Origin of the sequence: Roseateles amylovorans (assembly GCF_025398155.2) — a bacterium.
Taxonomy (GTDB): Bacteria; Pseudomonadota; Gammaproteobacteria; order Burkholderiales; family Burkholderiaceae_C; genus Roseateles; species Roseateles amylovorans.
This window is the reverse complement of record NZ_CP104562.2, coordinates 1,176,841-1,202,907: the sequence shown is the minus strand read 5'-3', so window position 1 is coordinate 1,202,907 and position 26,067 is coordinate 1,176,841. Positions and strand designations below refer to the sequence as shown.

Here is a 26,067-nt window from a genome sequence, read left to right as displayed (position 1 = left end):
GCGCCCAGCACCTCGGCTACGAACGGAGACGTCCGCGGAGTCGAGGATGGGCCCGCAGGCTCAGACTGCAGTCATCGCACCGCCGCGACGATCAGCAACGCATGGGACTGGCCAGCGCAGGATTACATCGGCCGCCATGACCGATGCCGATCTGTGTCAGATCCGCCCTTCCTCGACCGCGTGACACGCAACGCGTGTGCCCTCCACCGTCAGCAGCGCCGGTCGCTCCTGGCTGCAGCGCGCATTCGCATGCGGACAGCGCGGATGGAAACTGCAGCCGGTGGGTGGATTGAGCGGATTCGGCACCTCGCCCTGAACCGGCGTGCGGGAACGACCCGTCATGTGGATGTCGGGAATCGCATCCAGCAGCATCCGGGTGTAGGGATGACGAGGCGCGGCGAACAGACGCCGCTTGTCCGCCTGCTCGACCAGCCGCCCCAGGTACATCACACCGACCTGGTCGGCGACATGCCGCACCACCGCCAGGTTGTGCGAAATGAACAGATAGGTCAGGCCCTGCCGCCGTTGCAGGTCTTTCATGATGTTGAGCACCTGGGCCTGCACCGACACGTCAAGCGCTGACGTCGGTTCGTCGCAGACCAGGAACTCCGGCTCGGTCGCCAGGGCACGGGCGATGGAGATACGTTGGCGCTGGCCACCGGAAAACTGATGCGGAAACTTCTCCACATCCGCCGGCGACAGCCCCACCGAGACCAGCAGCTCGCCCACCCGCTGCTTCAATGCCGCCCCATCGCGCACCAGGCCATGCTCGCGCAGCGGTTCGCCGACGATGTCCTGCACCTTCCAGCGCGGATTCAGGCTCGCATACGGATCCTGAAAGATCATCTGCATCCGTCGACGCAATGGCAGCGCCCCCGGACCGGCCAGTGTCGTGGCGATGTCCACATCGTCAAACCTCACCTCACCGCCGCTGGGCCGGTACAGCCCGACCAGCAAACGGGCGACGGTGCTTTTGCCGCAACCGGATTCGCCGACCAGCGCCAGGGTCGTCCCGCGCTCGATCTGGAAACTCACCCCGTCGACCGCATGCACGAACTGGCGCGGCTTGCGCTCGATCACGCGATTGAGCCAGGGCGCGGACACGTCGAAGCTCTTGGATAGCTCGCGCACCTCGACCAGCACCGCTCCCTGGCGGCCGTCGGAAGCGGCCTGTTCACCGTCTGTCGTCATCACGGCACTCATGCGGCACCTCCATGCAGCCAGCAGGCTGCCGCAGTGGCGGGAGCCGCCATCAATTCAGGACGCTGCTGCTCGCAACGGTCGAAGGCCTTCGGGCAACGCGGATGGAAGGCGCAACCTGATGGGATCGCATTGAGTCGGGGCATCGCACCATCGATCTGCACCAGACGCTCGCGGTCTTCATCCATCGCCGGAATCGAGCCCATCAGTCCCGCGGTGTAGGGATGTCCGGGGCGATGAATCACCTCCTGCACCGGTCCGATCTCGGCAACGCGTCCGGCATACATCACCGCGACCCGGTCGCAGGTCTCGGCGATGACCCCCATGTCATGCGTCACCAGCATCACGGCCGCGCCCTGCTCTTTGCAGACGCGCTTCAGCAAGGCAATGATCTGCGCCTGGATCGACACATCCAGCGCGGTGGTGGGCTCATCGGCCACGATCAGCTTGGGATTGGCGGCCAGGGCCAGCGCGATCACCACCCGCTGGCGCATGCCGCCGGAAAACTGATGCGGATACTGGTCCACCCGCGCTTCGGGTGCGGGGATGCCGGTTGCGGCCAGCAGCTCGATGGCGCGTGCACGCGCCTGCCGAGCGGTCAATGGCAGGTGCGCGGTGATGGTCTCGATCAACTGACGCCCCACGCTGTAGAGCGGGTTGAGCGAGGTCAGCGGATCCTGGAAGATGGCGCCGATCTGCCGTCCGCGCACACGGCGCATCTCATCGGGCGAGAGCTGATCGATGCGGCGTCCCTCGAGCCGGATTTCGCCGCCGGCGATGCGGCCCGGCGGCTCCAGCAAGCCGATGATGGCCGCCCCGGTCAACGACTTGCCGGCACCGGACTCGCCCACCACGCCCAACACCTCCCCGGGCGCGATGTCGAAGGAAATGTCGTCCAGCGCGACCAGCGTGCCGCGACGTGTCGGGAATTCCACCCGCAGGTGGCGAACTTCAAGCAAGGCAGTCATCTCGCGACCCGTTCAACGCAGACGGGGATTGAGCGCGTCACGCAGCCAATCACCCAGCAGATTCACCGACAGCGCAATCATCACCAGCATCACACTGGGCCAGATCGTGATCCACCATTCCCCGGAGAACAGGAAGTCGTTGCCGATGCGGATCAGCGTCCCCAACGACGGACTGGTCGGCGGCACGCCCACGCCAAGGAAGGACAGCGTCGCCTCGGTCAGGATGGCGGAGGCCACCTGCAAGGTGCCCAGCACCAGCACCGGCCCGGTGACATTCGGCAGCACATGGCGCCACATGATGGCCGGCGTCTTGACGCCGATGACACGCGCGGCCTGCACATATTCCTTGTTGCGCTCGACCAGCGTGGAGCCACGCACGGTGCGGGCGTACTGGACCCAGCCGGTCAGCGAGATCGCCAGGATCAGCACCGCGAAGGCCAGCGTGCCATGCGCATCGGGCAGCAGCACACGGCCGATGCCGTCCACCAGCAGCGCCACCAGGATGGAGGGGAAGGACAGCATCACATCGCAGACCCGCATGATGAAGGCATCGGTCTTGCCGCCGACGAACCCCGCCAGCAGGCCCAGCGCAATGCCGATCACCATCGACACCAGCACCGAGGCGAAACCCACCAGCATCGAAATCCGCGCCCCATACATGATGGCGCTCAGCAGGTCGCGGCCCTGGTCATCGGTCCCCAGCAGGAACTTGGTGGATCCGCCCTCGCTCCATGCGGGCGGGAGGCGGGAGTCCATCAGGTCGACGGTCGACAGATCGAAGGGATCATGCGGCGCGATCCACGGCGCGAAGACGGCACACACCAGGCAGAACAGGGCCACGACGGCCGCCGCCATCGTCACCGGCGAGCGGGTGAAGGAATGCCAGACGTCGCCATCGAAAAAGCGCTGCAGCGCGTTCGGCGCCCGCGTGGGGGGGCCGGGGTTCGGTGAGGGCGGCACCGAGGGCGGCGCAGTGGAACTCATAGCTTGGACACTCCGTGCGAAATCATGCGTGCTGCCGGGAGACATGGTGAAGGGGGTAGAACCATCAGCGGGCCGAGGCGGCGATCGGCGATCGCCCGGGTGGCGGGCCTCACGCCGGCGTCACCGGCAGGCCCTGTTCGACCAGCGCGGCAAACAGGGCAGAGCCCAGCGGCAGCACCTCGTCGTTGAAGTCGTAGCGGGGCTGGTGCAGGCCGCAAGGTCCGCCCTGCCCCAGTCTCAGATAAGCGCCGGGCCGGGCCTGCAGCATGAAGGCGAAGTCCTCGCTGCCCATGCTGGGCGGCAGTTTGTCGTCCACGTTCTCGGCGCCCACCAGCCACTGCGACACCTGGATCGCGAAATCAGCCTCGGGGGCGCTGTTGATCGTGGCGGGATAAAGCCGTTGATAGTCGACCTTGGCGCTCGCACCAAAGCCCAGTGCGACCGATTCCACCAGGCGCGTCATGCGCTCTTCCAGCAACTGTTGAACTTCCGGCTTGAAGCTGCGCACCGTGCCGGTGAGCTGGGCCAGTTCGGGAATCACGCTGAAGGCACTCGGCTCGCCGGCCTGCATCGCGCACAGACTCACGACCGCCTGCTCGATCGGCGCAATGTTGCGCGACACCAGGCTCTGCACCGCGGTGATGATGTGCCCGGCGATCAACACGGGATCCACACTGAGATGCGGATGAGCGCCGTGACCGCCGCGGCCCTGGATGCTGATCTGCACGCGGTCGGCCGCGGCCATCATCGCGCCCCGATTGAGTCCGATCTTGCCCGGCGGCAGATGCGGCCAGTTGTGCATCGCATAAGTGGCCTCGACCGGGAATCGATCGAACAGGCCATCGGCGATCATTTCCCGTGCGCCGCCATAGCCCTCCTCGCCCGGCTGAAACACCAGCACGGCCGTGCCGGCGAACTGCCGCGTCTGGGCCAGGTAGCGGGCCGCGCCGACCAGCATGGCGCAATGTCCGTCATGTCCGCAGGCATGCATCAGTCCCGGTGACGCGGAACGCCAGGCGAAATCGTTCTGCTCCTTGAGCGGCAAGGCGTCCATGTCCGCGCGCAGCCCGATCAGACGCGGGCGGTCCGACGGCTGGCCGTGAATCACCGCCACCAGGCCGGTGCGACCGATGCCTTCATGGATTTCATCGACGCCGCAGGCCCGCAAGGCCTGCACGATACGCGCGCCGGTGCGGCGCTCTTCGAAGCCCAGCTCCGGCATCGCATGCAGCTCGCGGCGCAAGGCCACCAGTTCGCCGCGGGCCTCCAGCAGGCGCTGGTAGGTGCCGGCGGCCGCAGTGCTCAACGCATTCATGTCAGTGGGCGCCGCCGCTCAGCCGCAGCCGGGGGTCGACGACAAAGTACAGCAAATCCACCACCAGGTTGATGACGACGAAGATCAACGAGATCAGGCAAAGGTAGGCGGCCATCACCGGAATGTCCGGAAACTGGACCGCCTGAATGAACAGCAACCCCATGCCGGGCCATTGAAACACGGTCTCGGTGATGATGGAGAAGGCAATCAACGAGCCCAACTGAAGACCGGTGATCGTCATCACCGGCACCAGGGTGTTCTTGAGCGCATGGCCGAAGTAGATCACCCGGTTGCTCAAGCCTCGGGCGCGGGCGAACTTGATGTAGTCCGTGCGCAGCACTTCCAGCATCTCGGCCCGCACGATGCGCAGGATCAAGGTCAGTTGGAACACCGACAAGGTGATGGCCGGCAGCAGCACATGCCGCAATCCATCCACCGTCAGCAGCCCGGTGCTCCACTTGCCCAGCATCACCACGTCACCGCGGCCATTGCTGGGTAACCACTGCAGTTGCACAGCGAAGGTGAGGATCAGCAAGATGCCAATCAGGAACGTGGGAAGCGAGACCCCCACCAGCGACAAGGCCATGGCCAGTTGGGTGCCGAAACTGCCGCGTCGCAAGGCCGCATAGACCCCCAGCGGAATGCCCAGACCCACCGCGATCAATGCGGCCACGGCGGAGAGTTCCAGCGTGGCGGGAAAGCGCTCCATGATCAGGGTCGACACCTTGCGGCCCTGCTGCAGGCTGATGCCGAACTCGCCCTGCGCTGCATTGACCACGAAATGGCCGAACTGCACCGCGAAGGACTGATCCAGGCCCAGATCGCGGCGCAGTTGCTCGCGCTGCTCAGGGGTGGCGTCCTGGCCCAGCAGGTTGTGGACGGGATCGCCCACATACTGGAACAGCATGAAGGCGATGAAAGCCACCGTCAGCATGACGACCAGGGCTTGCGCCAGACGGCGGAGAATGAAAACCAGCATGTGGGATCGGCCCCGGCGATCCCACCTGGTCGTTTGACCCTGGCATGACCTGACCCCCGAAGGCGCGCGCTTCTTGAAGCGTCCCATCATCCGGGACGCAGCACGCCAAGGGCAACTGGGAAAGCCCTAAACGTGCGCATGGCGCGACATCCGCGAAAGCTGCAACGACCTGCGGTTTCGCAGAAGTTGGTGTTAGCTCCGTCACGGTGCGAGGTGACCGCACTCAGTGCATGGCTTGGCCTCGCGAAGGCAGAAACGAGGAACCGCCCGAAGGCGGTTCCTGCGTCAGGTCGCCCGCTGTCGCGGGTCGCCGCGATGCGTCAGGCGGTCGATAGACACCAATGAGGTGTCCTTAGGCATCGATCCGTTCAGAAACGGTGACGCATACCGACGATCGCCCCACCGCGTTTCTCTGCACCATTCTGGAAGCGGACCGCGCCGTCGTGCTTGGTGTAGTCCAGCTCGACATACGCATCGGTGCGCTTGGAGAAGGCGTAATCCGCCACGAACGCGAGGTAATGCCCCTTGCTCTTGCTGGTCGACACCACATAGTGGGTCTGCGTGGCATACCAATAGTGGGCGCCGAGGTTGAGCTGCGGGGTGGCCTGATAGGTGAACCCGGCGGACACCATGTCGCGCTTCTTTACATCATTGGCTGCGGCATTGAGCACGGGACCCAACAGACCGGACGTGTAGGCCGCCCCCAGCAGGCCGCCACGATCGAACTTGTTGGTCGCCCATGACACGTTCAGATACCACGGCCCGTCGTTGTAGCCGGCACCGGCGGTGTAGCCCTTGACCTTCTTGCCCAAGGTGTCTTCCACCTGCAAATACGCGCCCCCCGCAGAGAACGCACCTTCCGCATAACGCAGCAATCCACCGAACGACTTGTTCTGGGTGTTGCCCTCACCCGCCGACACCTGGATTTCGCCACGCACCGGGCCGAACTCGGCCAGGTACTTCACCATGTTGTCCTGCCGCGCGCCCATGGATAGGCCGATCTCCGGCTTGTAGGCCTCGATGTAGGGCGAATACTTGAAGGAGGCGTAGGTCGACGTGTAGATGTCGAACAGGATGTTGTATTGGCGGCCGAGCGTGATGCGGCCGAATTCGCTGGATTGAAGACCCACCCACGACTGACGCCAGAAGTCCGTCGCTGCCTGTGTGCCGTTGTCGGAGTTCAGCCGGTGCTCCAGGTTGGCAATGGCCTTGAGCCCGCCGCCCAGATCCTCGGTCACATTGATGCCGAGTCGGCTTTGCGACATCCCGCCAGGAATGAGCTGGTTCTTGGACGAGCCCGCGTTGGCGTTGCTGGTCCAGCGAACGCCGGCATCCAGGATCCCGTAGAGCTGGACACTGGACTGTGCCCAGGCGGAGCTGACGCCGGCAGCAACAAGGCCGAGCGCCATGGCAGCATTCTTCATAGGTCTGTCTCCATTTGTAGGTGTGGTCTATTCGCCGAGATTGATTCTCAGCGAACGTTCGCACTGAAGATCGAGCATGTTGCTGATCGCCCACACGAGCAAACCCTGTCAAGTTGGTGACTACTTCGCAGGGAGCCTCAAGATGCGGAATTGGGCGACTGCCGCCCGGCGAGGGTCATGGCGTTGATCGCCGCGCGAAAAGCAAGGCCTGACTCGCCCCCTTGAGCACAGCCAAAGTGGGCACCTCACAGTCCGGGCACGGAGGCACGAGCCGCCATCCGAGCGGCCATGAAAAAAGCCGCCCCGAGGGGCGGCTTTTGGTGTCCGAAGGATCCGTAGATCCGACGACGGGATTAGAAGCTGTGCTTCACGCCCACGTCCACACCGCCGGACTTGCCGCCAGGAGCGGCGGACACTGCGTTGGTGGCAACACGGAAGTTGGCACCGCGGTCGTTGTCGATGATCGAGCCAGTGGCGTACAGCGCCGTACGCTTAGACAGGCTGTGAAGGTAGCCCACCGTGAACATCTTCGCGTCGCCAGCAACACCGATAGTGGCCAGGTTTGGCGCGCTGATGCGGTCCGCAGCACCGTTGGTGCTCGACTTGGAGAACTGAGCCAGCACCGTACCAGACGTCGTCACCGGAACGGTGGCGCCAATGGTGTAGATGTTTTGCTTGAGATTGTTGAACTTCAGCTGCGACAGCAGGCCGCTGACCTTGACCATGCCGAAGTCATAGCTGCCACCCAGGGAGGCTTGCTTGAACTTGGCGGTGCCAGCGGCTTCCGTGGTTTGGTAGCCAGCAGCGACGTTGATCGCGCCATCCTTCCAACCCAGACGGCCACCGTAGGACTTGGCGCCGACAGCGCCTTCGCCTGCGGCCACGTCGAACGAGCCGTAAGCGCCACCCAGGTTACCCGGCAGGAAGTACTGCACCAGGTTGTCAGCGCGGTTGATGGTCTGCGTGCCGCTGCCCAGCAGGCTGTACACGCGGGTCACATCGCCCAGACCGGTGGTGCTGTAGACGTCGAAGTCATCGACGACCAGACGGGTCGAGGTCTTGCCACGGCCCAGACGGACTTCACCGAATTCGCCCATCAGGCTCACGGAAGCGCGACGGCCCCAGAACTTGGAGGAATCGGCAGTACCCGCGTCAGCGGAGAAAGCGCCTTCCAGCCAGAAACCGGCCTTCAGACCGCCACCCAGGTCCTCAACACCACGCACGCCGAAGCGGCTGGAGCTGCTGCCGTCATTCGACAGCTGGGACGTGTTCTGGCCATTGGCCTTGGTGTAGCGAGCAGCGACGTCGATGACACCGAACAGGGTCACGGACGATTGAGCGGCGGCGGCACCGGCGAAACCTGCCAGCACAGCCAGCGCGACGAGTGATTTCTTCATTAGAGACTCCTAGATCTTCAATGAGGCCTGCGGCCCCCACTGGGTGTTCGCAAACCAAGCTCCTGCAATGAAGCTGTGCCGTATTGCAACAGTTCCGATCGGCCCTGACCAGCGGCGACCCCGGAAAAGTCCTGATTTCGTTGGCTCCGTGCAACGCGTATGCAGAGAAAGAAATGTGTCATCAGGCATTCGCACAATAACGACGACCGGAGCTGCCGCCATGGATATCCCCACCGCCCTAAACTGCGGAATCAATTGGCATGCCCAGCGCACACGATGCAAGCAAAGTCCCGGCGCCTTACCCGAACGGACGCGTGGATTTCCACCCTGGACCATGGGTTGAAAACCCTGGCCGGTGTGGCCCCGATGTCCCGTCCAACCCCGGTCGCAACCCGTCCCGATTCGCCCTTGGACGAGACCCAGCGACGCGAATCCGCCGCGCTGATGCGGGTCAATCATGTCGGCGAGATCTGTGCGCAGGCGCTCTACCGGGCACAGGCACTGAGCACCCGCAATGAAGAATTGCGCACCCACCTCGAACACGCCGCACAGGAAGAACTCGACCACTTGGCCTGGACGGCCGAGCGGCTGCGCGACCTCAACGACCGTCCCAGCCTGCTCAATCCCCTATGGTATGCAGGTGCTTTCGCCATCGGCACGGCCGCCGGCCTGGTGAGCGACAAGGTCAGCCTGGGCTTTGTGGTGGAGACCGAGCGTCAGGTGGAGGCCCATCTGGACAGCCACCTCGAGCGACTGCCCCAGGGAGATGAAACCTCCCGCGCCATCGTCACCCAGATGAAGGACGAGGAAGCCCGTCACGCGGAAGAGGCCATCGCCCGCGGCGCCGTGGCGCTGCCGGCGCCGGTCAAGCGGCTGATGCGTGTCGCCGCACGGGTCATGACGCGAACGGCGCACTATCTATAAATAGGGTGGGGGCCGGACGGTCTCCGCGGCCACCGGCGCTTGGGGCGGCACAAGCGTCAAGAAAACGCATCAAACAGAGGCATCAAGCAGAGGCATCAAGCAGAGCGCCACGCCCACCCGCCACCAAGCCGGGAAATTGTCCTGAACGGCAGCTCACCGCCAATGCGCACTGACGCCGATTGCGCTGAAGCACCCGGGGCCTGGACCGAGCAGCCGATGCCCTCGATGCACCCGGTGCACCTGACTCAGGCCTCGATCACCTCCACCGATGTGGTGATCACTGCGGTCTTGGCCAACATGATGCTGGCCGAGCAGTACTTCTCATGCGACAGGGCGACCGCACGCTCCACCGCTTGAAGCGGCAGGTCCTTGCCTTCGACCACGAAGTGCATGTGGATCTTGGTAAACACCTTGGGCTCGACCTCGGCCCGATCGGCCTGGAGCCGGACCTTGCAGCCGCGAACATCGTGGCGCCCCCGCTTCAGGATCAGCACCACGTCGTAGGCGGTACAGCCGCCCGTACCCAGCAACACCATCTCCATCGGCCTTGGCGCCAGGTTGCGCCCGCCGCCATCCGGTGCGCCGTCCATGTTGACCAGGTGGCCGCTGCCGGTCTCGGCAACGAAGCTCATGCCGTCCTGGCCCATCCAGTCGATCGTGCATTCCATGCGTGTGTTCCTCAAAACGGACCGCGCCAGCGGCCATCCGGTGATATTGCTCGATTAGAGGCCTGTCCCCAGAGACAAAAGGCGGAAAAAATATTGCAGCGCAGCATGCTCCGCCCTAGAATTCTAGGCATGCGATAGCGCTACCAACGCGGTAGCCCCGCACCGATTGTCTCCTCCACCGCCTCCATGGTGGATTCAGCCCGAGGCCACAAGCCTCGGGCTTTTTTTCGTCCGTAGCGAGCTCGGCAGCTCCGTCTTGTCGAGCAACGTCCGCATGGCCACGGCCGTGCAGCGGCGATGCAGCCGTCCGACGCGGCCCACAAGCCCAACTTCCACCGCTATTGCGGGTGGGAAAAACGCGCCGTTGAAACTCACTTGACGCGCGCTCAAGAAGCGACCCTCTTCGAACCGCGAAACCAATCTGTCCGGCCTCGGGTTGGACGCAGATGAGTGCGGAGAAACCCTGGCTATCATCATTTGCCGCACCATTGCGGCACTTTGCGACCAGAAGGGGTATTCCATGGCCGGCACCCGCCGCGCATCGCGCACGTCAACTTCGCAGCGCCATCCTGCGCTTTTGCCCGCCGACCAGAGTTACCTCCAGCGAATTCTGAATGCCAAGGTCTATGAGGTCGCCCAGGAAACCTCGCTCGACCTGGCCCGCAATCTTTCCAAGCGCATCGGCAACAAAGTCTGGCTCAAACGCGAGGACCAACAGCCGGTATTCAGCTTCAAGTTGCGTGGGGCCTATAACAAAATGGCTCATCTCAGTGCGGAACAACTCGCGCGCGGGGTGATTTGCGCGTCAGCGGGCAATCATGCGCAAGGCGTGGCCTTGTCGGCCCGCAAACTGGGGTGTCGGGCCGTCATCGTCATGCCGGTGACCACGCCCAAGCTGAAGGTCGATGCGGTCCAGGCCCTGGGCGGGGAAGTGGTGCTGGCGGGCGAGTCCTTCAGCGATGCTTATGAGCACGCCCTTGAGCTCGAACGAGCGCAACAACTCAGCTTTGTCCACCCGTTCGACGACCCCGATGTGATCGCCGGACAGGGAACGATCGCGATGGAAGTGCTGCGCCAGCATCCCGGACCGATCGACGCCATCTTTGTCGCCATCGGCGGCGGTGGGCTGATTTCCGGCGTGGCGGCCTACATCAAAGCAGTGCGCCCCGAGATCAAGATCATCGGCGTGCAGACCCGCGATTCCGATGCCATGGTCCGATCGGTCCGCGCCGGCAAGCGCATCGCATTAACGGACGTCGGGCTGTTCTCCGACGGCACCGCCGTCAAGCTGGTGGGCGAAGAGACCTTCCGCGTTTGCCGCGAGTTGGTGGACGACTATGTGCTGGTCGACACCGACGCCGTCTGCGCAGCGATCAAGGATGTGTTTGTGGATACCCGCAGCATTCTCGAGCCGGCTGGCGGACTGGGCGTAGCCGCCATCAAGCAATATGCGGCGCAGCATGGCACCAAGGGCCAGACCTATGTGGCCATCACCTGCGGCGCCAACATGAACTTCGACCGGCTGCGATTCGTGGCCGAACGCGCCGAGGTCGGTGAAGCGCGCGAGGCCCTGTTCGCCGTCACCATCCCGGAAGAGCGGGGCAGCTTCAAGCGGTTTTGCGAGCTCATCGGGCCTCGCAGCGTCACCGAATTCAACTACCGGATCTCCGACCGCAAGGAAGCCCATGTCTTCGTCGGCGTGGCGACCAGCAAACGCGAGGAAGCCGACAAGCTGGCCCGCCAGTTCGATAAACACCGCTTCCCCACCGTCAACCTGACCGACGACGAACTGGCCAAGGCCCACGTCCGCCACATGGTGGGCGGACGGACCGAGTTGGCGGAGCATGAGCGCCTGTTCCGCTTTGTCTTCCCCGAGCGACCGGGGGCGCTGATGCGCTTTCTGTCCAGCATGCATCCGGACTGGAACATCAGCCTGTTCCACTACCGCAACCAGGGCGCGGACTATGGCCGCATCCTCGTGGGCATCCAAGTACCCAAGGGAGACGCCAAGGTCTTCAAGCAGTTCCTCGATCAACTGAACTATCCGTTCACCGAGGAAACGCAGAACCCCGTCTATCGGCTGTTCCTGCGCTGAGCCGCCGGCCCATCGCCGAGCGAGTGTTCTCGCGCCCGCGCTCCGGTCTGAATTCAGACTTGATCAGCGGGCCGACGTCACGCCCCCTCCCGCCGCCTGACGAACGACTCAGCGGGCCATGCGGATGCGGTCAGCGGTACCCCTCGTGTCACAAGGGCAGCGGCGCCACTCAACCGCTTCCGCGGTGAAGCAAGCCGGGGCGCCGGATCGCCCAGCGCACGGCCTGCCCCCAGGACAAGGGGCGCCGGGTGGGGATTTGCCGATGCCCTCAACGGACCGCGGGACGACAATAGCGACCCCGTGCGCGCTGGTTCCTCCGCCTGAGCGCCGCGGTTGCGATTGCCGTCCCCTCATGTCCATCCATCAGTCCCTGATCTCGCCGACCGTCAATCCGGAACTTGAACGCGCCCTGCGCGCGCGCCTGGATCGCCGTTGTGCCATCGCCGGCCGACTGGGAGAACTCGAACCGCTCGCGGTCCGCCTGGGCCTGATTCAGAACACCCTGACACCCAAGCTGCACGATCCGACGCTGGTCCTGTTTGCCGGTGATCACGGACTTGCCGTGGACGGCGTGGCCTTGCCCAATGGCCGCACGACGCGGGAGCAAGCCCTGCTCGCCCTGCAGAACCGGCTGCCGGCGACCGTGTTCGCCCGCAACCAGGGCATGCATGTCACCGTCGTGGACTGCGGCGTGGCCGAGCCGCTGAATCCTCAGCCTCGGTTGCTGGCCCGCAAGATTGCACACGGCACGCGCAACGCCCGGGTCGGTCCGGCCATGACGGTCGAACAGGCCCATGCGGGTGTGCGGGTCGGCATGGAGATTTCCGACAACCTCGCCGGCAACGTGATTGCGTGCGCGGGCCTGGGACAGGGCTCGATGGAAGCCGCCGCGCTGGTGCTCTCGCGCTTGATGGACATGCCGGTGCGGGACTTTCTGGTCTCAGGCCCGGACATGCCGCACGAGGACCTGGCCCATCTGCTGATCGTCCTGCAAAGCGCGCAGGCCCGCCATCGAGACATCGTGGAGCCGATGGCGGTGCTCGCCGCCTTCGGCGGTTTCGAGCTCGCGGTGATGACGGGGGCAATGCTGGTCGCCGCCAGCAAGCGGCAACTGATCCTGATCGACGGCATGCCCGCCTGCGCCGCCCTGAAGGTGGCCTCGATGATTGCGCCGCCGGTCACGGACTACGCCGTGTTCTGCCGCAGCACCACGCACCAAGGCCTGGACGAGGCCTTGGCCCTGTTCCACGCGGCAGCGCTGCTGGAGTTGGGCATGGATTGTGGCGACGGCACCGGCGCATCGCTCGCCTGGCCGCTGGTGCGTTGCGCCGCCGCCTTGTTGACCGATGTGCAGGATTTGCCCGAGGGGCCGATCCACAGCCGCCCCACGGAACTTCACACGGGGTCCGGCGCCGCGAGCGCGCCCAGCGGTCTGGCGAATCCGGGCAGCGTCCGTCCGCCGTTGAATTCAAAGCACTGAATCAAGGCACCGGCGGCGCTCGCCGCTGTCGGTGCCCTTGGCGTCCTTGGCGCCCTCGGCGCAGCAGCGCCGTCAGCGGATCTCGCCGTCCTGCTGCTGAGCTTGCGGCGGAGGCATGCCCGGCAAGGCCCCCCCGACAGCCAACGGCGACACCACGCCGCCCGGCCCGCCCGGACCTGCCGACATGTTCATCGGCGGCATGCCGCCACCGATGGGCAGTTGCTGCGGTGCACCCGACATCGGCGCGCCGCCCGGGGGCGCCATCAGATCGGCTGCACCGGGCGCCATGCTCACCCGGATCGACACCACGCCGTCGCGGCCCAGGCCGATTTCACGTCGGGTGACTTCCATCAACAACAAGTCGCCGTCGACGATCTGACCCACGCGCGCCGTCTTCGGAGGCCCCCCGCTGACCGCAATCAACGCCACGCCTTCGCCCGGATGACCCGCGGTCGACGGGGCCACCACGCCCAACAATTGGTAACGAGATGACGCGGATTCGACCGGTCCGGCGACCGGTTCCAGGGACGCAAACAGGCGTGTCCAGTCCGCAGTCGCGCCGCCGGACACCGCCGAATGCGTCATTGCGGGACCCTGCGGGCCTCTGGACATCAGCACCAGCGACCAATACGCGAGGCTGGCCGCCAGCAGCGCCCAGGTGACGAAGCTTAACCATCGTGCATGCATGCGCCGATTATGATTCACCGCGACGGGCCGCAGCGGGCGGCGCCGCAAGGATTGCAAAGCCATGCAACGGACTTCTTCCCTTCGCCGCTCTCGCGGCTTCACCCTGATCGAACTGATCGTGGCCATCACCATCGTTGCCGTCATGGGCGCCGTCGTGGTGCCGGCGGTGATGAACCATGTGGCCGACGCGCGGCGCACCGCCGCCAAGACCGACGTCAACACGCTGGTCCAGGCCCTCAAGCTTTACAAGATGGACAACGGACGTTACCCGTCCGGCGACCAGGGTCTGACGGCCTTGGTCTCCAAACCGACCAACGGCAACGTGCCGAACAACTGGAAGGTCTACATCGAGAAGCTGCCCAAGGATCCCTGGGGCAATGCCTATCAATATGACAGCCCCGGCCTGAAGGGCGAGATCGACGTCTACAGCTTCGGCGCCGACGGCAAGCCAGGCGGCGAAGGCAACGACGCCGACATCGGTTCCTGGGAATGACCGGTGCCCGCCGCCTCCGCCTCTCTCGAGGGGCGGCGCGCGGCTTCACGCTGATCGAGCTGATCGTCGCGATCACCATCATCGCCATCGCCAGTGCGGCGGTGGCGATCTCGATGGGGCGCAGCGGCGATTCCGACCTGGAGCGCGAGGCGCTCCATCTCGCCAGCGTGCTTGAAACCGCCCGCGCCGAAGCGCGGGCCGCGTCATTGGATGTGCGGTGGATGCCGGACGGCAAGGACGGCGGCAGCTATCGCTTCACCGGACTGCCGCCGGATCTCATCGACCGTCTGCAGCTCAATCGGTCCTGGCTCGGCGAGCCACCGGTGGTGGACATCCAGGGCGCGACGGCCAATGGCCGATCGGTTCGCCTCGGACCTGAACCCTTGATCGGCGCGCAACGCATCCTGCTGACCCGTGGCGACCACCGCATGACGGTCTCCACCGACGGCCTGGGCCCGTTCCGCGTCCAGCGCGGGAGCGCCACCCCATGAGTTCACGCCGCACCCCACCGGCCGCCCAACGTTTGACCGCCGGATTCACACTCATCGAAGTGCTGGTCGCGTTGACCATCGTCGGCCTGTGCCTGGCCGCCGGCATGCGTGCCGGCGGAGCGATGACCAGCAACGCCGACCGGCTCGAGATGAACGGTCTGGCGCAATGGTGTGCCGAGAACGAATTGACCGAGATGCGGCTGACCCAGAACTTTCCCAATGTCGGGCAGACCGACTTCAGTTGCAGCCAGATGGGCCGGGATTTCATCGGCCGCATGACGGTGGCCGCCACACCCAATCCGAACTTCCGTCGGGTGGAGGCCCAGGTGTTCGATGGCGACAACCGGCCGCTGCTGAGCATCACCACCATCGTGGGTCGCTACTGAGATGCCTGCGCTCCGCTCCCGGCGACGCAGTCGCGGCTTCACGCTGATCGAGGTGCTGGTCGCCCTTGTCATCATGGCGATGATGACGGTGATGGCCTGGCGTGCCGTGTCGGCCCTGACCAACACCCGCGACCACAACGAAGCCCACATGGATCGGGCCGAGACCCTGCAGACCTTGATGCGCCAGTGGGAGCTGGACCTGCGTGAAGTGCAGGACAGCAAGGTCATCACCGCGGTGTCGTTTGACGGCGCCACCCTGCGCCTGACCCGCCGCCGCGAGACCGGCCTGCAACTGGTGAGCTGGCAGATCAAGGACAACCGCCTCACCCGCTGGGAGTCGACGCCCACCACCGAGCGCGATGCCCTGCAAGATGCCTGGTTCCGCAGCCAGCAACTCAGCGCGGAAGAACTGCGCGGCCTGCCCGGCGTCGCCGGTGTCATCGGCTGGCAGATCTATTTCTTCCGCGGCAACGCCTGGACCAATGCGCAGTCGGAGGCGGACCAGAACAAGAACACCGACGGCAGCACCAGCCAGGCTACCCCCGCCGGCGTGCGGATGCGTCTGCAGTTCGGCCCGGACAGCGGCTATCGGGGGGAACTGAACCGTCAGGTCCTGGTGCCGGCCGGAGGCGGTAAATGAGCCAGCCCGAACGCATCATCGATGGCCACGCCGCTTGCCCGCTCCAGCAGCGGCGCCATCGGACGCCAGCGCGCCGGCCCCATCGCGGCGCGGCCTTGCTGACCGCGCTGCTGATCGTGGTGCTGATCACCACGCTGGCGGCCGCGATGATGTGGCGCCAGGCGCGCAGCATCCAGATCGAAGCCGCCGAGCGGGGTCGCGCCCAGTCGGACTGGGTGCTGCAGGGTGCGCTGGACTGGGCACGACTGATCCTGCGCGAGGACAGCCGGGCCAACGTCAAGACGCCCTCCGACCATCTCGGCGAGGTCTGGGCCGTGCCGCTGGCGGAAGCCCGTCTCTCCAGCTTCCTGTCGACCGACTCCAACCACTCAGCCGACTCGGGCCCGGACGCCTACCTCTCCGGCCGCATCGAGGATGCCCAGTCGCGCTACAACCTGCGCAACCTGGTCAAGACTGACCCCGCCGAAGCCGCCAAGGAACTGGCCATCGCCGCACGGCTGTTCCAGAGTGCCGGGTTGAACACCTCAATCGCCCCGCAGTTGCAGAAGAGCCTCAAACAGGCCATCAACGGTGCCGCCAGCGGAGCCCAAGGTGACGTGCCACTGACGCCGATGCGACTCGATCAACTGCGTTGGCTCGGTCTGTCGCCCGAGCAGATCGAGCGTCTGCGTCCCCTGGTGGTCATCCTGCCCGCGGCGACGCCGGTCAATCTCAACACCGCGCCGCGGGAAGTGATCACCGCGCTGGATGAGCGAATCGACTTGTCGACCGCCGACCGGCTGATCCGCGCCCGGGATTCCAAACCGTTCTCGAAGCTGGAAGACGTGGCGGCCTACCTTCCGCAGTCCTTCGTCCTATCCGCAGAACAGACAGCTATTACCACCACTTACTTCTTCGTTGAGGGGCGACTTCGCATGGATGATCGAGTGCTGACGCTGCGCTCGCTGGTCAATCGGGAGAGCCCGACATCGCTGGTCCTCAAGGTGCTGGACCGCGAGCGCATCCAGCAGCAGACCTCGGCCAACTACACGAATTACCGCTGAAGGCACGCGCCATGCGCTTGACCCGCCATTGCCAGGCGACCCCAAGGCAACGGAGAGGCGATTGCAAGGCGATTGAAAGGCTCATTGCCACGGGTAACGGTCGCAATCACCGCGATGGCCTTGAAGCACCTCCACCGGCGGGTAAAGCTGGCGTGAAGTGTGGATGAAGTCCGGCGTGGACGAACGGACGGACACCGTGAGCCACGCTTTGGAATGCTTGGACACAAACTAACAACTACGGGCTTGTGCGGAGGGACGGGCGACCGATCCGTCATGCAAGCCCTCCTAGAATCCGCCTTCTCATGAGTACCCTGCTCATTCTGCTGCCCGCGACCCCGCCTCCCCAGGCGGGCCCGCAAGACTATGAATATTGGTTCAGCGCCGACGCTCAGGCCCCCGCATCACGCGGACAGGGTGAGCGCGCGCCGCTGGCCGAGCTCCCGCGCGCCGATCAGGTGATCGCGGTGATCGGCGACGACCAGGTCAGTTGGTTGCCGGTTCGATTGCCCAGCCTCAAAGGTGCACGACTGCGCAATGCGCTGGTCGGCATGCTGGAGGAACAGGTGCTGGACGACCCGGAGCGGCTGCACTTTGCCATCATGGACAGCGACGACGCGCCGGCGTCCCGCAAGGCCAAGCTGGCGCTTCAGCCCCTGCCGCCTCCGCCCGACAAGAACGGCGGCGGCGACACCGTGCTGATGGATGGCTCCGATGCGCCCCAGTGGGTGGCCATCACCGCCCGGGAGCCGCTGCGACTGCACCTGGAGGCGATCGAAGCCGCCGGCCTGGCGTTGGAGGCGGTCTATCCCTTGTCCTGGCCGCAATTGCGCGCCGGCGGCCATGTGGTCCCCGGGGCGGACGGCCGGCCGCGCCTGCGTGCGTGGACCTCGCTGGGCGTGGCCACATTCCCGCTGGACAGCAGCGGCATCCGCACCTGGCTGGGCGAGCGCTGGCTGGCCGAGGCCGTGGTGTCCGCCAGCCCCGCCGTCGCAGGCGAGGCCGAAAAATGGCTGGGCCGCCCGGTCGATGTCCGCAATGACACCGAGCGCGCCTGGCTGTCGCGGCAGGCGCCGATCAACCTCCTGCAGCTCGAGTTCACGCCGCGTCAACGCGGCTGGCAGCGCATCTACCGCGGCTGGCAGGTGTTGCAGACACCCGCCTGGCGGCCGGTGCGCTGGGGCTTGGTCGGTCTGTTGCTGGTGCAGGTGGTCGGCTTGAACCTGATGGCCTGGCAGCAGAGCCGCGCCGTTGATGCACGCCGCAATGAGCAGGAACTGGTGCTGCGCCAGGCCTTCCCGCAGGTGCGGACGATCCGGGACGCACGCGCCCAGATGGTCAAGGAAACCGAGACCCTGCGCGGTGGTGCCGGTCAGATCGGCCCCGGCGACATGGAAGATCTCCTGGCCGCGGTCGCGCGCGCCTGGCCCGCCGGCCAGCCGCCACTGCCCGGTCTGCGCTATGAATCCAACCGCCTGCAACTCACCGGGCTGCCACCGCCGGTGCGTCAGCAGTTGCGAGAACGCCTTGTCCAGGAACCTGGACTGAGCGTCACCGACGAGGGCGACTCCCTCAACCTCAGCCTGCGGCCCCAAACACGATGAACAGCCTCACTCTCTGGCGGCGCCAATTCGACGAACGCTGGCAGGCGGCCAAACCGCGCGAGCGTCTGATGGTCCGACTGGCCGTGGTGGCCGTCGGTGCCTTGCTGCTGTGGTTGATCGCGCTGGCACCGGCGCTGTCCACACTGAAGAAGGCGCCGGCCGACATGGATCGCCTGGATCGGGAGCTGCAGCAGATGCGGCAACTGGCCGAGCAGACCCAGCAATACCGGCAGATCGTTCCCGTCAGCGCCGACCAATCCATTGCGGCCCTGCGCACCGCGACCGAGCGGCTCGGTCCCGCCGCGGAACTGACCGTCACCGGCGCGCAGGCCCAACTCCGCTTGCGCGGCGTCCCCGGCGCGGCACTGACCTCCTGGCTGATCGAAGCCCGCCAAACCGCCCGTGCACGTCCGCAACAGGCGGAACTGCAGACCGGCGCCCAAGGCTACTCCGGACGACTCACCGTGCTGCTGCCCGCAGCCCCCGGCGCATGATTCGCCGCGCCATCGATGCGCCGGTGCGCCACAGCCGGTGGGCGATCGCCGGTGCCCTGGTCGGCCTGCTGCTGGCCGTGGTGCTGTTTGCGCCGGCCGCCTGGCTGGCCTCCGGCATTGCCAAGGCCACCGGCGACCGCCTGCTGCTCATCGACGCGCGCGGCAGCCTCTGGACCGGCAGTGCGCGCCTGGTGCTCAGCCCCGGCGCCGGCAGTCGCGACGCCAGCGAGCTGCCCGAGCGTCTGGGCTGGCGCCTGCGCCCGGTCTGGATCGACGGCGCCGTCGGCCTGAAGCTGGTGTTGGACCAGTCCTGTTGCATCCGTCCGGACGCAGCGGTGACCGCGCGCCTGGGCATCAGCCGGGTCAATCTGCGGCTGCCCGACGCCTCGCCGGACCAGCCCTGGATCCGTTGGCCGGCGGCCTGGCTGGTCGGCCTGGGCACGCCCTGGAACACGATTGCGCCGGACGGCCAGATCGCCATCAGCGCCCAGCAGTTCGTGGTCGAGAAGTCGAAGGGCGCCTGGCAGGTCCAGGGCATGACCCAGCTGGAGCTGCGGGACTTTTCCTCGCGCTTGTCGAGCCTCTCGCCCCTGGGCAGCTATCAGCTGAACCTGATGGGCGCGAGCACACCGCAGTTGCTGTTGCAGACGCAGCGCGGTCCTCTCCAATTGAGCGGCCAGGGAAGCCTGGGCGCGCGGACACGCTTTGAAGGGGAGGCGACCGCCGCTCCCGGCAGCGAAGCCGCATTGGCCAATTTGTTGAACATCATCGGGCGCCGCGATGGCGTGCGCTCGATCATCTCGGTGGGATGAGCATGAACAAGCACTTGATGCGACCGACGGCCTTGAGCCTGGCGATCGCCTTGATCGCGACCAGTCTGCCGCTGCAGGCCCAGACGGCCCAGCAGCAGACGACTCGTCGACAGCCGGCCGTTCGGCCCAGCACACCGGTGACGCTGAACTTCGTCAACACCGACATCGAGGCGGTGTCTCGCGCCATGTCCGCCGCGCTGGGCAAGCCCATCCTGGTCGATCCGCGGGTCAAGGGCACGATGACCCTGACCGCCGAACAGCCGGTTCCGGTGCAGGAGGCCTATCTCAGCTACCTGGCCTCGCTGCGCGGCCTGGGCTTTGCCATGGTGGATGCAGGCGGCCTGCTCAAGCTGGTGCCCGAAGCTGAAGCCAAGTTGCAGACCGGCAGCGTGACCATCGGCACCGAGGCCCGCCAGCGCGGTGACCAGATCGTCACCCAGATCTTCAAGCTCAACCACGAGAACGCCAACAACCTCGTGGCCGTGCTGCGGCCGCTGATCACCCCCAACAACACGATCAATGCCAACCCGGGCAACAACAGCCTGGTGATCACCGATTACGCCGAGAACCTGCAGCGCATCAGCCGCATCGTCGCGGCGATGGACCAGCCGTCCAACACCGACATCGAGGTGATCCCGCTGCGCAATGCCGTGGCGGCGGACATCGTGCAGCTGGTGCAGCGCCTGTCGGACGGCGGCAGCGGCGGCGGCAACCCCGGCGTGGCCGGCGCCCAGGGCGGCGGCACCAGCGTGCTGGCGGATCCGCGCAGCAACTCGCTGATCGTGCGGGCCACCAACCCGGCCAAGCTGATGCAGTTGCGCGCCATGATCGCCAAGCTCGACCAGCCCGGCGTGGATGCGGCGACCGGCAACATCCGGGTGATCTATCTGAAGAACGCCGACGCGGTGCGCCTGGCCACGGTGCTGCGCGCCGCCTTCACCACCAACAACAGCGGTGGCGGCGGCGGTGGTTCCGCGGGCGCCTCGTCGTCGACCGGCAGCTTCGCCGGCGCGCAGACCGGCAGCTCGGGCGGTGGCGGCGGCAGCTTTGCCGGCAACAGCTCGTCCTTCGGCGGCGGCAGCAGCGGTTCGTCCGGCGGCTCGGGCAGCACCGGGGCGTCCACCCAGGTGGCCGCGCAGGCGCAGGTCAACACCGGCGGCTTCGTGCAGGCCGATCCGGCGACCAACTCGCTGATCATCACCGCGCCCGAGCCGATGTACCGCCAGATCCGCGCCGTGGTGGAGCAGCTCGACACCCGCCGCGCCCAGATCTATGTGGAAGCCCTGATCGTCAAGGTCGATGCCAGCAAGACCGGCCAGTTCGGCGTGCAGCTGCAACAGGTGTTCGGCGATGCGTCCAGCTCGGTCATCTCCGCGCTGGGAACCAACTTCGGCACCACCGGCAACATCCTGACGCTGAGCGCAGCCACCGTCTCCGGCACCACCAGCTCGCTGGCCGGCGCCGTGGGTTCGGTCTCGCCGGGCCTGAACCTGGGCTTCCTGAAGAAGGTCGGCAGCTACTACACGCTGGGTGCCATCGCCAACGTGCTGGAGCAGGCTTCCGGCACCAATGTGCTGTCCACCCCGTCGCTGGTGGTGCAGGACAACGAAGAGGCGGATCTGCTGATCGGCCGCAACGTGCCGGTGCTCAGCGGCAGTTATTCGTCCTCGACCTCCAGTTCCAGCTCGACCGTCAGCCCGTTCGCGACCTACGAGCGTCGCGACATCGGCCTGCGTCTGAAGGTCAAGGGCCAGGTGGGTGAGAACGGCACCGTCCGCATGAAGGTCTACCAGGAAAACTCCAGCGTGGTCGACACCGCCACTGCGGCGACCCAGGGCGTGACGCTGGACAAGAGCGCGGTCGAGACCTCGGTCACGCTGGAGGACGGCCAGGTGCTGGTGCTGGGCGGCCTGCTGAAGGACGACTACAGCGATGGCGAAAGCAAGGTGCCGGGCCTGGGCGACATTCCGCTGCTGGGTTATCTGTTCAAGACCCAGAACCGCACCCGCGCCAAGTCCAACCTGATGATCTTCCTGCGTCCGGTGGTGCTGCGCACGCCCGACAGTGCCAACGGCCTGACGATGGACCGCTACGAAGCGATCCGCGCCTATCAGAACGAGGTCCAGCCGGACAAGCGCATCGTGCTGCCCAACACCGGCGCACCGTTGCTGCCGGAGAAGCCGGCCTCGTCGCCGCTGCTGCCGACACCGCCCACCGTGCCCGCACCGGTGCCGGCCCCCGTGCCGTCTGCCCCCGTGACCACGCCCCTCCCGCCGCAGTCCGCGTCCGATTCCGCACGCTGACCGAAGGAACGCCATGGCCACCCGCCATCCCCTGCCCTACGCCTTCGCCAAAGCGCAGCAACTGCTGCTGGAGGACGACGGCCAGCAGCGCACGCTGTGGGCCACGCCCGCCGTCACCCTGCCCACGCTGTCCGAAATGCAGCGGGTGCACCTGCCCAATCACCTGGAGTGCATCAGCCCGTCGGAGATGGCGCAGCGCCTGCAGACCGCCTACGCCGGCGGCGGCGACAACGCCGCCATGGTCGTCGGCGAGGTGGAGAGCGCGGTCGACCTGTCGCGCCTGATGCAGGACCTGCCCGCGGTTGAGGATCTGCTCGAAGCCGCGGACGATGCCCCCATCATCCGGATGCTGAATGCACTGCTCACGCAGGCCGCCAACAACGGCGCCAGCGACATTCACATCGAGCCCTATGAGCGCGAAAGCAGTGTGCGCTTCCGTGTCGACGGCACGCTGCGTGACGTGGTGCGACCCAACCGGGCACTGCATGCCGCGCTGATCTCGCGACTGAAGATCATGGCCGAGCTCGATATCGCCGAGAAGCGCCTGCCGCAGGACGGCCGCATTTCGCTGCGCATCGGCGGCCGGGCCATCGACGTGCGGGTCTCGACGCTGCCGTCAGCCCACGGCGAGCGCGCGGTGCTGCGTCTGCTGGACAAGTCCGAATCGCGGTTCTCACTCGCCGCACTGGGCATGGACGGCGAACGGCTGGAGCGCTTCCAGCGCGTGGTGCAGCAGCCGCACGGCATCGTGCTGGTCACCGGTCCGACCGGTTCCGGCAAGACGACCACGCTCTATGCCGCGCTGCAGACTGTCGACACCTCCACGACCAATGTGCTGACGGTCGAAGACCCTATTGAATACGAGCTGGCCGGCATCGGTCAGACGCAGGTCAATGCGCGGATCGAGCTGACCTTCGCCAAGGCGCTGCGCGCCATCCTTCGCCAGGATCCGGACGTGATCATGATCGGCGAAATCCGCGATTACGAGACCGCGCAGATTGCCATCCAGGCCTCGCTGACCGGCCACTTGGTGCTGGCCACACTGCACACCAATGATGCGGTCAGCGCGGTCACCCGGCTCACCGACATGGGCGTCGAGCCCTTCCTGCTCAGCTCCTCGCTGCTGGGGGTGCTGGCCCAGCGCCTGGTGCGCAAGCTGTGCCCGGTCTGCAAGACGCCGGCCCAGTTGCCCGGCGGCGGCGTGCGCTACCAGCCGGTGGGCTGCCAGGCGTGCGGCAGCAGCGGCTACAAGGGCCGCACCGGGGTCTACGAACTGATGGTCTGCGATGAAAAGATCCGCCACCTGATCCACAGCCAGGCGGCCGAGGCCGACCTGCTGCAGGCGGCCCGCGACAACGGCTTGCGCTCGATGCGCGAGGACGGCGATCGATTGGTGGCGACCGGTGTCACCTCCGAAGAAGAAGTGCTGCGCGTCACGCGCGATTGAGAGGGTGATCCACGATGCCGGCCTTCAAGTACGACGCGCTGGACAATGCCGGCAAGAACCACCAGGGCCTGGTCGAGGCGGACAACCCGCGCGCGGCCCGCGCCCAGTTGCGTGCCCAGGGCCTGGTGCCGATGGATGTGCAACCGGTCGCGCCGGTGCGCAAGCAGACCCGCTGGTCCCGCCGCGCCTTCAAGGGCGCCGGGCTCACTGTGTGGACCCGGCAGCTCGCCGGCCTGGTGGCTGCGGGCCTGCCGTTGGAACGTTCGCTCTCAGCGCTGGCTGACGAGGCCGAGGATCCGCGCCAACGCGACCTGATGTCGCAGCTCAAGTCCGAAGTCAATGCCGGTTCGCCGTTCGCGCGCGCGCTGGCCACGGCGCCACGCGAATTCGATGAGGTCTATCGCGCGGTCGTCGCGGCTGGCGAGCAGAGCGGCGCGCTCGGCCCCGTGCTGGAAAAACTGGCCGATGATCTGGAAGAACAGCAGCGCCTGCGTTCGGAGCTGTTCGGCGCGCTGGCCTATCCGGTCATCGTCTGCTTCATCTCGATCCTGGCGGTCAGTTTCCTGCTGACCTATGTCGTGCCGCAGGTGGCCGCAGTCTTCACCCAGACCCGCCAGACCTTGCCGCTGCTCACACGGGTGATGATGGGCACCTCCGACCTGCTGCGCCAGTGGGGCTTGCTGCTGCTGGTGCTCGCGGTGGGCGGCTTCTTCGGTGCGCGCCAGATCCTCAAGCAGGAGGGGCCACGTCAGCGCTTCGATGCGGCCTGGCTGAACCTCCCGGTGCTGGGTCGGCTCTCGCGCGGCTACAACGCGGCGCGCTTTTCCGGCACGCTGGCCATGCTGGCCGGCGCCGGGGTGCCCATTCTGAAGGCCTTGCAGGCGGCAGCGGAAACGCTGTCCAACCATGCGATGCGGGCCGATGCGATGGAGGCGCTGTCCCAGGTGCGCGAAGGCGCCCCCTTGGGCGCGGCCCTGGCCGGCAAGAAGCGTTTCCCGGGTCTGTTGTCGATGTTTGCCCGCCTGGGCGAGCAAACGGGTCAACTGCCCGACATGCTGCAACGCGCCGCCACCCAGCTGGGCAATGAGGTCAAGCGCCGGGCGATGACGCTGGCCACGCTGCTGGAACCGCTGCTGATCGTGGCCATGGGCGGCGTGGTGATGTTGATCGTGCTGTCGGTGCTGCTGCCGATCATCGACATGAACCGTCTGGCGACCCAATAAGCCGCGCGGCCGACGCCCTCGTCGGCCGCTGCACGCGCTTCAGATCGCGCAAACGCGGGCTTTCGAGGCTGGGCAGGACTTGCGCGCTGCCTATCATCGCGGTCATGCCTGCCAATCTCGACGGCCAACTGGTCGTAGCCATTTCCTCCCGCGCGCTGTTTGACTTCGAAGAGGAAAACCAGCTCTTCGAAGCCAGCGACGACAACGCCTACATGCGGCTGCAGCAGCAGCGGCTGGACCAGCCCGCCAAGCCGGGCACCGCGTTCTCGCTGGTGCACAAGCTGCTGGCCTTCAATGCCGCCGGCCAGCCGCCGCGGGTGGAGGTGGTGGTGCTGTCGCGCAATGATCCGATCTCCGGCATGCGGGTGTTCCGCTCCGCCCAGCACTATGGGCTGCCCATCCAGCGCGGCGTCTTCACCCGCGGCCAGAGTCCCTGGCGCTACCTGCGCCCGCTCAAGGCCCACCTCTTCCTGTCGGCGAATGAAGAGGATGTGCGTTCCGCGCTGGCCGCGGGCGTCGCCGCCGCCCGGGTGTTTCCGCAGTCAGCCCGCGCCTCGGTGGCCTATCCGAGCGAGCTTCGCATCGCCTTCGACGGCGACGCGGTGCTGTTCTCCGACGAGGCGGAGCAGGTCTATCAGCGCGACGGGTTGGATGCCTTCCATGTCCATGAGCGTGAACGCAAGCTGACCCCGTTGCCGGCCGGTCCCTTCAAGCAGGTGCTGCACGAATTCCAACGGCTGCAGCGTGTGCCGGACAGCCCGATGCGCATTCGCACCGCATTGGTCACCGCGCGCAGTTCCCCGGCCCATGAACGCGCGATCCGGACGCTGATGGACTGGCAGGTCGAGATCGATGAGGCGATGTTCCTCGGCGGACTGGCCAAAGGCGAGTTCCTGCGGGAGTTCGAGCCCGACTTCTTCTTCGACGATCAGGCCGGTCACATCGAAAGCGCGCTGGGCCATGTGCCCTCCGGCCACGTCGCGGCCGGTGTGACGAACCGCTGAGCCGGTGGG

24 protein-coding genes are annotated in these 26,067 nt (G+C 66.2%); 15 read left to right on the top strand and 9 right to left on the bottom strand.

Translation table 11 applies throughout. The features are described 5' to 3' along the window. Positions 1-156 precede the first annotated feature (156 nt). The 7 genes from N4261_RS05205 to N4261_RS05175 all read right to left on the bottom strand — a co-directional run bounded on the left by N4261_RS05205 (position 157) and on the right by N4261_RS05175 (position 8,267). Positions 157-1,203 (bottom strand): ABC transporter ATP-binding protein, encoded by a 1,047-nt coding sequence (locus N4261_RS05205; protein WP_261759153.1) that lies wholly within the window; start codon positions 1,201-1,203, stop codon positions 157-159. Then, positions 1,200-2,168 carry an ABC transporter ATP-binding protein gene (locus N4261_RS05200; protein ID WP_261759152.1) on the bottom strand — a complete coding sequence of 323 codons (969 nt, stop codon included), beginning with the start codon at positions 2,166-2,168 and terminating at the stop codon, positions 1,200-1,202. Before N4261_RS05200 ends, N4261_RS05205 begins: the two co-directional genes overlap by 4 nt. A gap of 12 nt (positions 2,169-2,180) precedes the next feature. Further along, positions 2,181-3,152, bottom strand: coding sequence for an ABC transporter permease (locus N4261_RS05195; RefSeq protein ID WP_261759151.1), 972 nt, complete (start codon positions 3,150-3,152; stop codon positions 2,181-2,183). 109 nt (positions 3,153-3,261) lie between these two features. Beyond that, on the bottom strand, positions 3,262-4,467 hold the full coding sequence (locus N4261_RS05190) for a M20 aminoacylase family protein (protein ID WP_261759150.1): 1,206 nt from the start codon (positions 4,465-4,467) through the stop codon (positions 3,262-3,264). Position 4,468: 1 nt separating this feature from the next. After that, on the bottom strand, positions 4,469-5,446 hold the full coding sequence (locus tag N4261_RS05185; RefSeq protein WP_261759149.1) for an ABC transporter permease: 978 nt from the start codon (positions 5,444-5,446) through the stop codon (positions 4,469-4,471). Between the two features lie 368 nt (positions 5,447-5,814). Beyond that, positions 5,815-6,870: a porin gene (locus N4261_RS05180; RefSeq protein WP_261759148.1), complete on the bottom strand. Its 1,056-nt coding sequence runs from the start codon at positions 6,868-6,870 to the stop codon at positions 5,815-5,817. Positions 6,871-7,223: 353 nt separating this feature from the next. Further along, entirely contained in the window at positions 7,224-8,267 is a 1,044-nt protein-coding gene (locus N4261_RS05175) for a porin (protein WP_261759147.1), read from the bottom strand. A gap of 276 nt (positions 8,268-8,543) precedes the next feature. Here N4261_RS05175 and coq7 point away from each other — a divergent pair, with 276 nt between their 5' ends. Then, the gene (gene coq7, locus N4261_RS05170; protein WP_261759146.1) at positions 8,544-9,191 is read left to right on the top strand and encodes a 2-polyprenyl-3-methyl-6-methoxy-1,4-benzoquinone monooxygenase; all 648 of its coding nucleotides are present in this window, start codon (positions 8,544-8,546) and stop codon (positions 9,189-9,191) included. 245 nt (positions 9,192-9,436) lie between these two features. Here the strand turns inward: coq7 and N4261_RS05165 are convergent, their stop codons facing one another. Beyond that, on the bottom strand, positions 9,437-9,859 hold the full coding sequence (locus N4261_RS05165) for an OsmC family protein (protein WP_261759145.1): 423 nt from the start codon (positions 9,857-9,859) through the stop codon (positions 9,437-9,439). 520 nt (positions 9,860-10,379) lie between these two features. On the opposite strand from N4261_RS05165, the gene ilvA reads away from it, so the two are divergent. Both ilvA and N4261_RS05155 read left to right on the top strand, forming a co-directional pair. Next, a complete protein-coding gene (ilvA, locus tag N4261_RS05160) occupies positions 10,380-11,954 on the top strand; it encodes a threonine ammonia-lyase, biosynthetic (protein ID WP_261759144.1) in 1,575 nt (524 codons plus the stop codon). 352 nt (positions 11,955-12,306) lie between these two features. Then, the gene (locus N4261_RS05155) at positions 12,307-13,434 is read left to right on the top strand and encodes a nicotinate-nucleotide--dimethylbenzimidazole phosphoribosyltransferase (protein WP_261759143.1); all 1,128 of its coding nucleotides are present in this window, start codon (positions 12,307-12,309) and stop codon (positions 13,432-13,434) included. A gap of 72 nt (positions 13,435-13,506) precedes the next feature. On the opposite strand, the gene N4261_RS05150 is transcribed toward N4261_RS05155, so the two are convergent. Further along, positions 13,507-14,184 carry a hypothetical protein gene (locus tag N4261_RS05150; RefSeq protein WP_261759142.1) on the bottom strand — a complete coding sequence of 226 codons (678 nt, stop codon included), beginning with the start codon at positions 14,182-14,184 and terminating at the stop codon, positions 13,507-13,509. Between N4261_RS05150 and gspG the strand changes: the two genes are divergently transcribed. The 12 genes from gspG (at position 14,183) to N4261_RS05090 (ending at position 26,058) form a co-directional block, all read left to right on the top strand. Continuing rightward, on the top strand, positions 14,183-14,614 hold the full coding sequence (gene gspG, locus N4261_RS05145) for a type II secretion system major pseudopilin GspG (RefSeq protein ID WP_261759141.1): 432 nt from the start codon (positions 14,183-14,185) through the stop codon (positions 14,612-14,614). The genes N4261_RS05150 and gspG overlap by 2 nt on opposite strands. Further along, the gene (locus N4261_RS05140) at positions 14,611-15,105 is read left to right on the top strand and encodes a prepilin-type N-terminal cleavage/methylation domain-containing protein (protein WP_261759140.1); all 495 of its coding nucleotides are present in this window, start codon (positions 14,611-14,613) and stop codon (positions 15,103-15,105) included. The genes gspG and N4261_RS05140 overlap by 4 nt, the downstream gene beginning before the upstream one ends. Beyond that, the gene (gspI, locus tag N4261_RS05135; RefSeq protein WP_261759139.1) at positions 15,102-15,491 is read left to right on the top strand and encodes a type II secretion system minor pseudopilin GspI; all 390 of its coding nucleotides are present in this window, start codon (positions 15,102-15,104) and stop codon (positions 15,489-15,491) included. The genes N4261_RS05140 and gspI overlap by 4 nt, the downstream gene beginning before the upstream one ends. A gap of 1 nt (position 15,492) precedes the next feature. Beyond that, positions 15,493-16,131, top strand: coding sequence for a prepilin-type N-terminal cleavage/methylation domain-containing protein (locus N4261_RS05130; protein ID WP_261759138.1), 639 nt, complete (start codon positions 15,493-15,495; stop codon positions 16,129-16,131). Then, positions 16,128-17,174, top strand: a complete 1,047-nt coding sequence (gene gspK, locus N4261_RS05125) for a type II secretion system minor pseudopilin GspK (protein ID WP_261759137.1) — start codon at positions 16,128-16,130, stop codon at positions 17,172-17,174. Before N4261_RS05130 ends, gspK begins: the two co-directional genes overlap by 4 nt. 302 nt (positions 17,175-17,476) lie before the next feature. Then, a complete protein-coding gene (gene gspL, locus N4261_RS05120; RefSeq protein WP_261759136.1) occupies positions 17,477-18,775 on the top strand; it encodes a type II secretion system protein GspL in 1,299 nt (432 codons plus the stop codon). After that, positions 18,772-19,269: a type II secretion system protein M gene (gene gspM, locus N4261_RS05115; protein ID WP_261759135.1), complete on the top strand. Its 498-nt coding sequence runs from the start codon at positions 18,772-18,774 to the stop codon at positions 19,267-19,269. The genes gspL and gspM overlap by 4 nt, the downstream gene beginning before the upstream one ends. After that, positions 19,266-20,081 (top strand): type II secretion system protein N, encoded by an 816-nt coding sequence (gspN, locus tag N4261_RS05110; RefSeq protein ID WP_261759134.1) that lies wholly within the window; start codon positions 19,266-19,268, stop codon positions 20,079-20,081. The genes gspM and gspN overlap by 4 nt, the downstream gene beginning before the upstream one ends. A gap of 2 nt (positions 20,082-20,083) precedes the next feature. After that, positions 20,084-22,384 carry a type II secretion system secretin GspD gene (gspD, locus tag N4261_RS05105; protein WP_261759133.1) on the top strand — a complete coding sequence of 767 codons (2,301 nt, stop codon included), beginning with the start codon at positions 20,084-20,086 and terminating at the stop codon, positions 22,382-22,384. 13 nt (positions 22,385-22,397) lie between these two features. Beyond that, the gene (gene gspE, locus N4261_RS05100) at positions 22,398-23,831 is read left to right on the top strand and encodes a type II secretion system ATPase GspE (protein WP_261759132.1); all 1,434 of its coding nucleotides are present in this window, start codon (positions 22,398-22,400) and stop codon (positions 23,829-23,831) included. A 14-nt stretch (positions 23,832-23,845) separates the two neighbouring features. After that, on the top strand, positions 23,846-25,054 hold the full coding sequence (gene gspF / locus N4261_RS05095; RefSeq protein ID WP_261759131.1) for a type II secretion system inner membrane protein GspF: 1,209 nt from the start codon (positions 23,846-23,848) through the stop codon (positions 25,052-25,054). Positions 25,055-25,158: 104 nt separating this feature from the next. Further along, positions 25,159-26,058: a 5'-nucleotidase gene (locus N4261_RS05090; RefSeq protein ID WP_261759130.1), complete on the top strand. Its 900-nt coding sequence runs from the start codon at positions 25,159-25,161 to the stop codon at positions 26,056-26,058. The last annotated feature ends 9 nt before the right edge of the window (positions 26,059-26,067 follow it).

Coding starts and splice junctions, on each gene's coding strand:
- N4261_RS05205 (WP_261759153.1), bottom strand. CDS start 1,203: ATGAGTGCCGTGATGACGACAGACGGTGAACAGGCCGCTTCCGACGGC.
- N4261_RS05200 (WP_261759152.1), bottom strand. CDS start 2,168: ATGACTGCCTTGCTTGAAGTTCGCCACCTGCGGGTGGAATTCCCGACA.
- N4261_RS05195 (WP_261759151.1), bottom strand. CDS start 3,152: ATGAGTTCCACTGCGCCGCCCTCGGTGCCGCCCTCACCGAACCCCGGC.
- N4261_RS05190 (WP_261759150.1), bottom strand. CDS start 4,467: ATGAATGCGTTGAGCACTGCGGCCGCCGGCACCTACCAGCGCCTGCTG.
- N4261_RS05185 (WP_261759149.1), bottom strand. CDS start 5,446: ATGCTGGTTTTCATTCTCCGCCGTCTGGCGCAAGCCCTGGTCGTCATG.
- N4261_RS05180 (WP_261759148.1), bottom strand. CDS start 6,870: ATGAAGAATGCTGCCATGGCGCTCGGCCTTGTTGCTGCCGGCGTCAGC.
- N4261_RS05175 (WP_261759147.1), bottom strand. CDS start 8,267: ATGAAGAAATCACTCGTCGCGCTGGCTGTGCTGGCAGGTTTCGCCGGT.
- coq7 (WP_261759146.1), top strand. CDS start 8,544: ATGCAAGCAAAGTCCCGGCGCCTTACCCGAACGGACGCGTGGATTTCC.
- N4261_RS05165 (WP_261759145.1), bottom strand. CDS start 9,859: ATGGAATGCACGATCGACTGGATGGGCCAGGACGGCATGAGCTTCGTT.
- ilvA (WP_261759144.1), top strand. CDS start 10,380: ATGGCCGGCACCCGCCGCGCATCGCGCACGTCAACTTCGCAGCGCCAT.
- N4261_RS05155 (WP_261759143.1), top strand. CDS start 12,307: ATGTCCATCCATCAGTCCCTGATCTCGCCGACCGTCAATCCGGAACTT.
- gspG (WP_261759141.1), top strand. CDS start 14,183: ATGCAACGGACTTCTTCCCTTCGCCGCTCTCGCGGCTTCACCCTGATC.
- N4261_RS05150 (WP_261759142.1), bottom strand. CDS start 14,184: ATGGCTTTGCAATCCTTGCGGCGCCGCCCGCTGCGGCCCGTCGCGGTG.
- N4261_RS05140 (WP_261759140.1), top strand. CDS start 14,611: ATGACCGGTGCCCGCCGCCTCCGCCTCTCTCGAGGGGCGGCGCGCGGC.
- gspI (WP_261759139.1), top strand. CDS start 15,102: ATGAGTTCACGCCGCACCCCACCGGCCGCCCAACGTTTGACCGCCGGA.
- N4261_RS05130 (WP_261759138.1), top strand. CDS start 15,493: ATGCCTGCGCTCCGCTCCCGGCGACGCAGTCGCGGCTTCACGCTGATC.
- gspK (WP_261759137.1), top strand. CDS start 16,128: ATGAGCCAGCCCGAACGCATCATCGATGGCCACGCCGCTTGCCCGCTC.
- gspL (WP_261759136.1), top strand. CDS start 17,477: ATGAGTACCCTGCTCATTCTGCTGCCCGCGACCCCGCCTCCCCAGGCG.
- gspM (WP_261759135.1), top strand. CDS start 18,772: ATGAACAGCCTCACTCTCTGGCGGCGCCAATTCGACGAACGCTGGCAG.
- gspN (WP_261759134.1), top strand. CDS start 19,266: ATGATTCGCCGCGCCATCGATGCGCCGGTGCGCCACAGCCGGTGGGCG.
- gspD (WP_261759133.1), top strand. CDS start 20,084: ATGAACAAGCACTTGATGCGACCGACGGCCTTGAGCCTGGCGATCGCC.
- gspE (WP_261759132.1), top strand. CDS start 22,398: ATGGCCACCCGCCATCCCCTGCCCTACGCCTTCGCCAAAGCGCAGCAA.
- gspF (WP_261759131.1), top strand. CDS start 23,846: ATGCCGGCCTTCAAGTACGACGCGCTGGACAATGCCGGCAAGAACCAC.
- N4261_RS05090 (WP_261759130.1), top strand. CDS start 25,159: ATGCCTGCCAATCTCGACGGCCAACTGGTCGTAGCCATTTCCTCCCGC.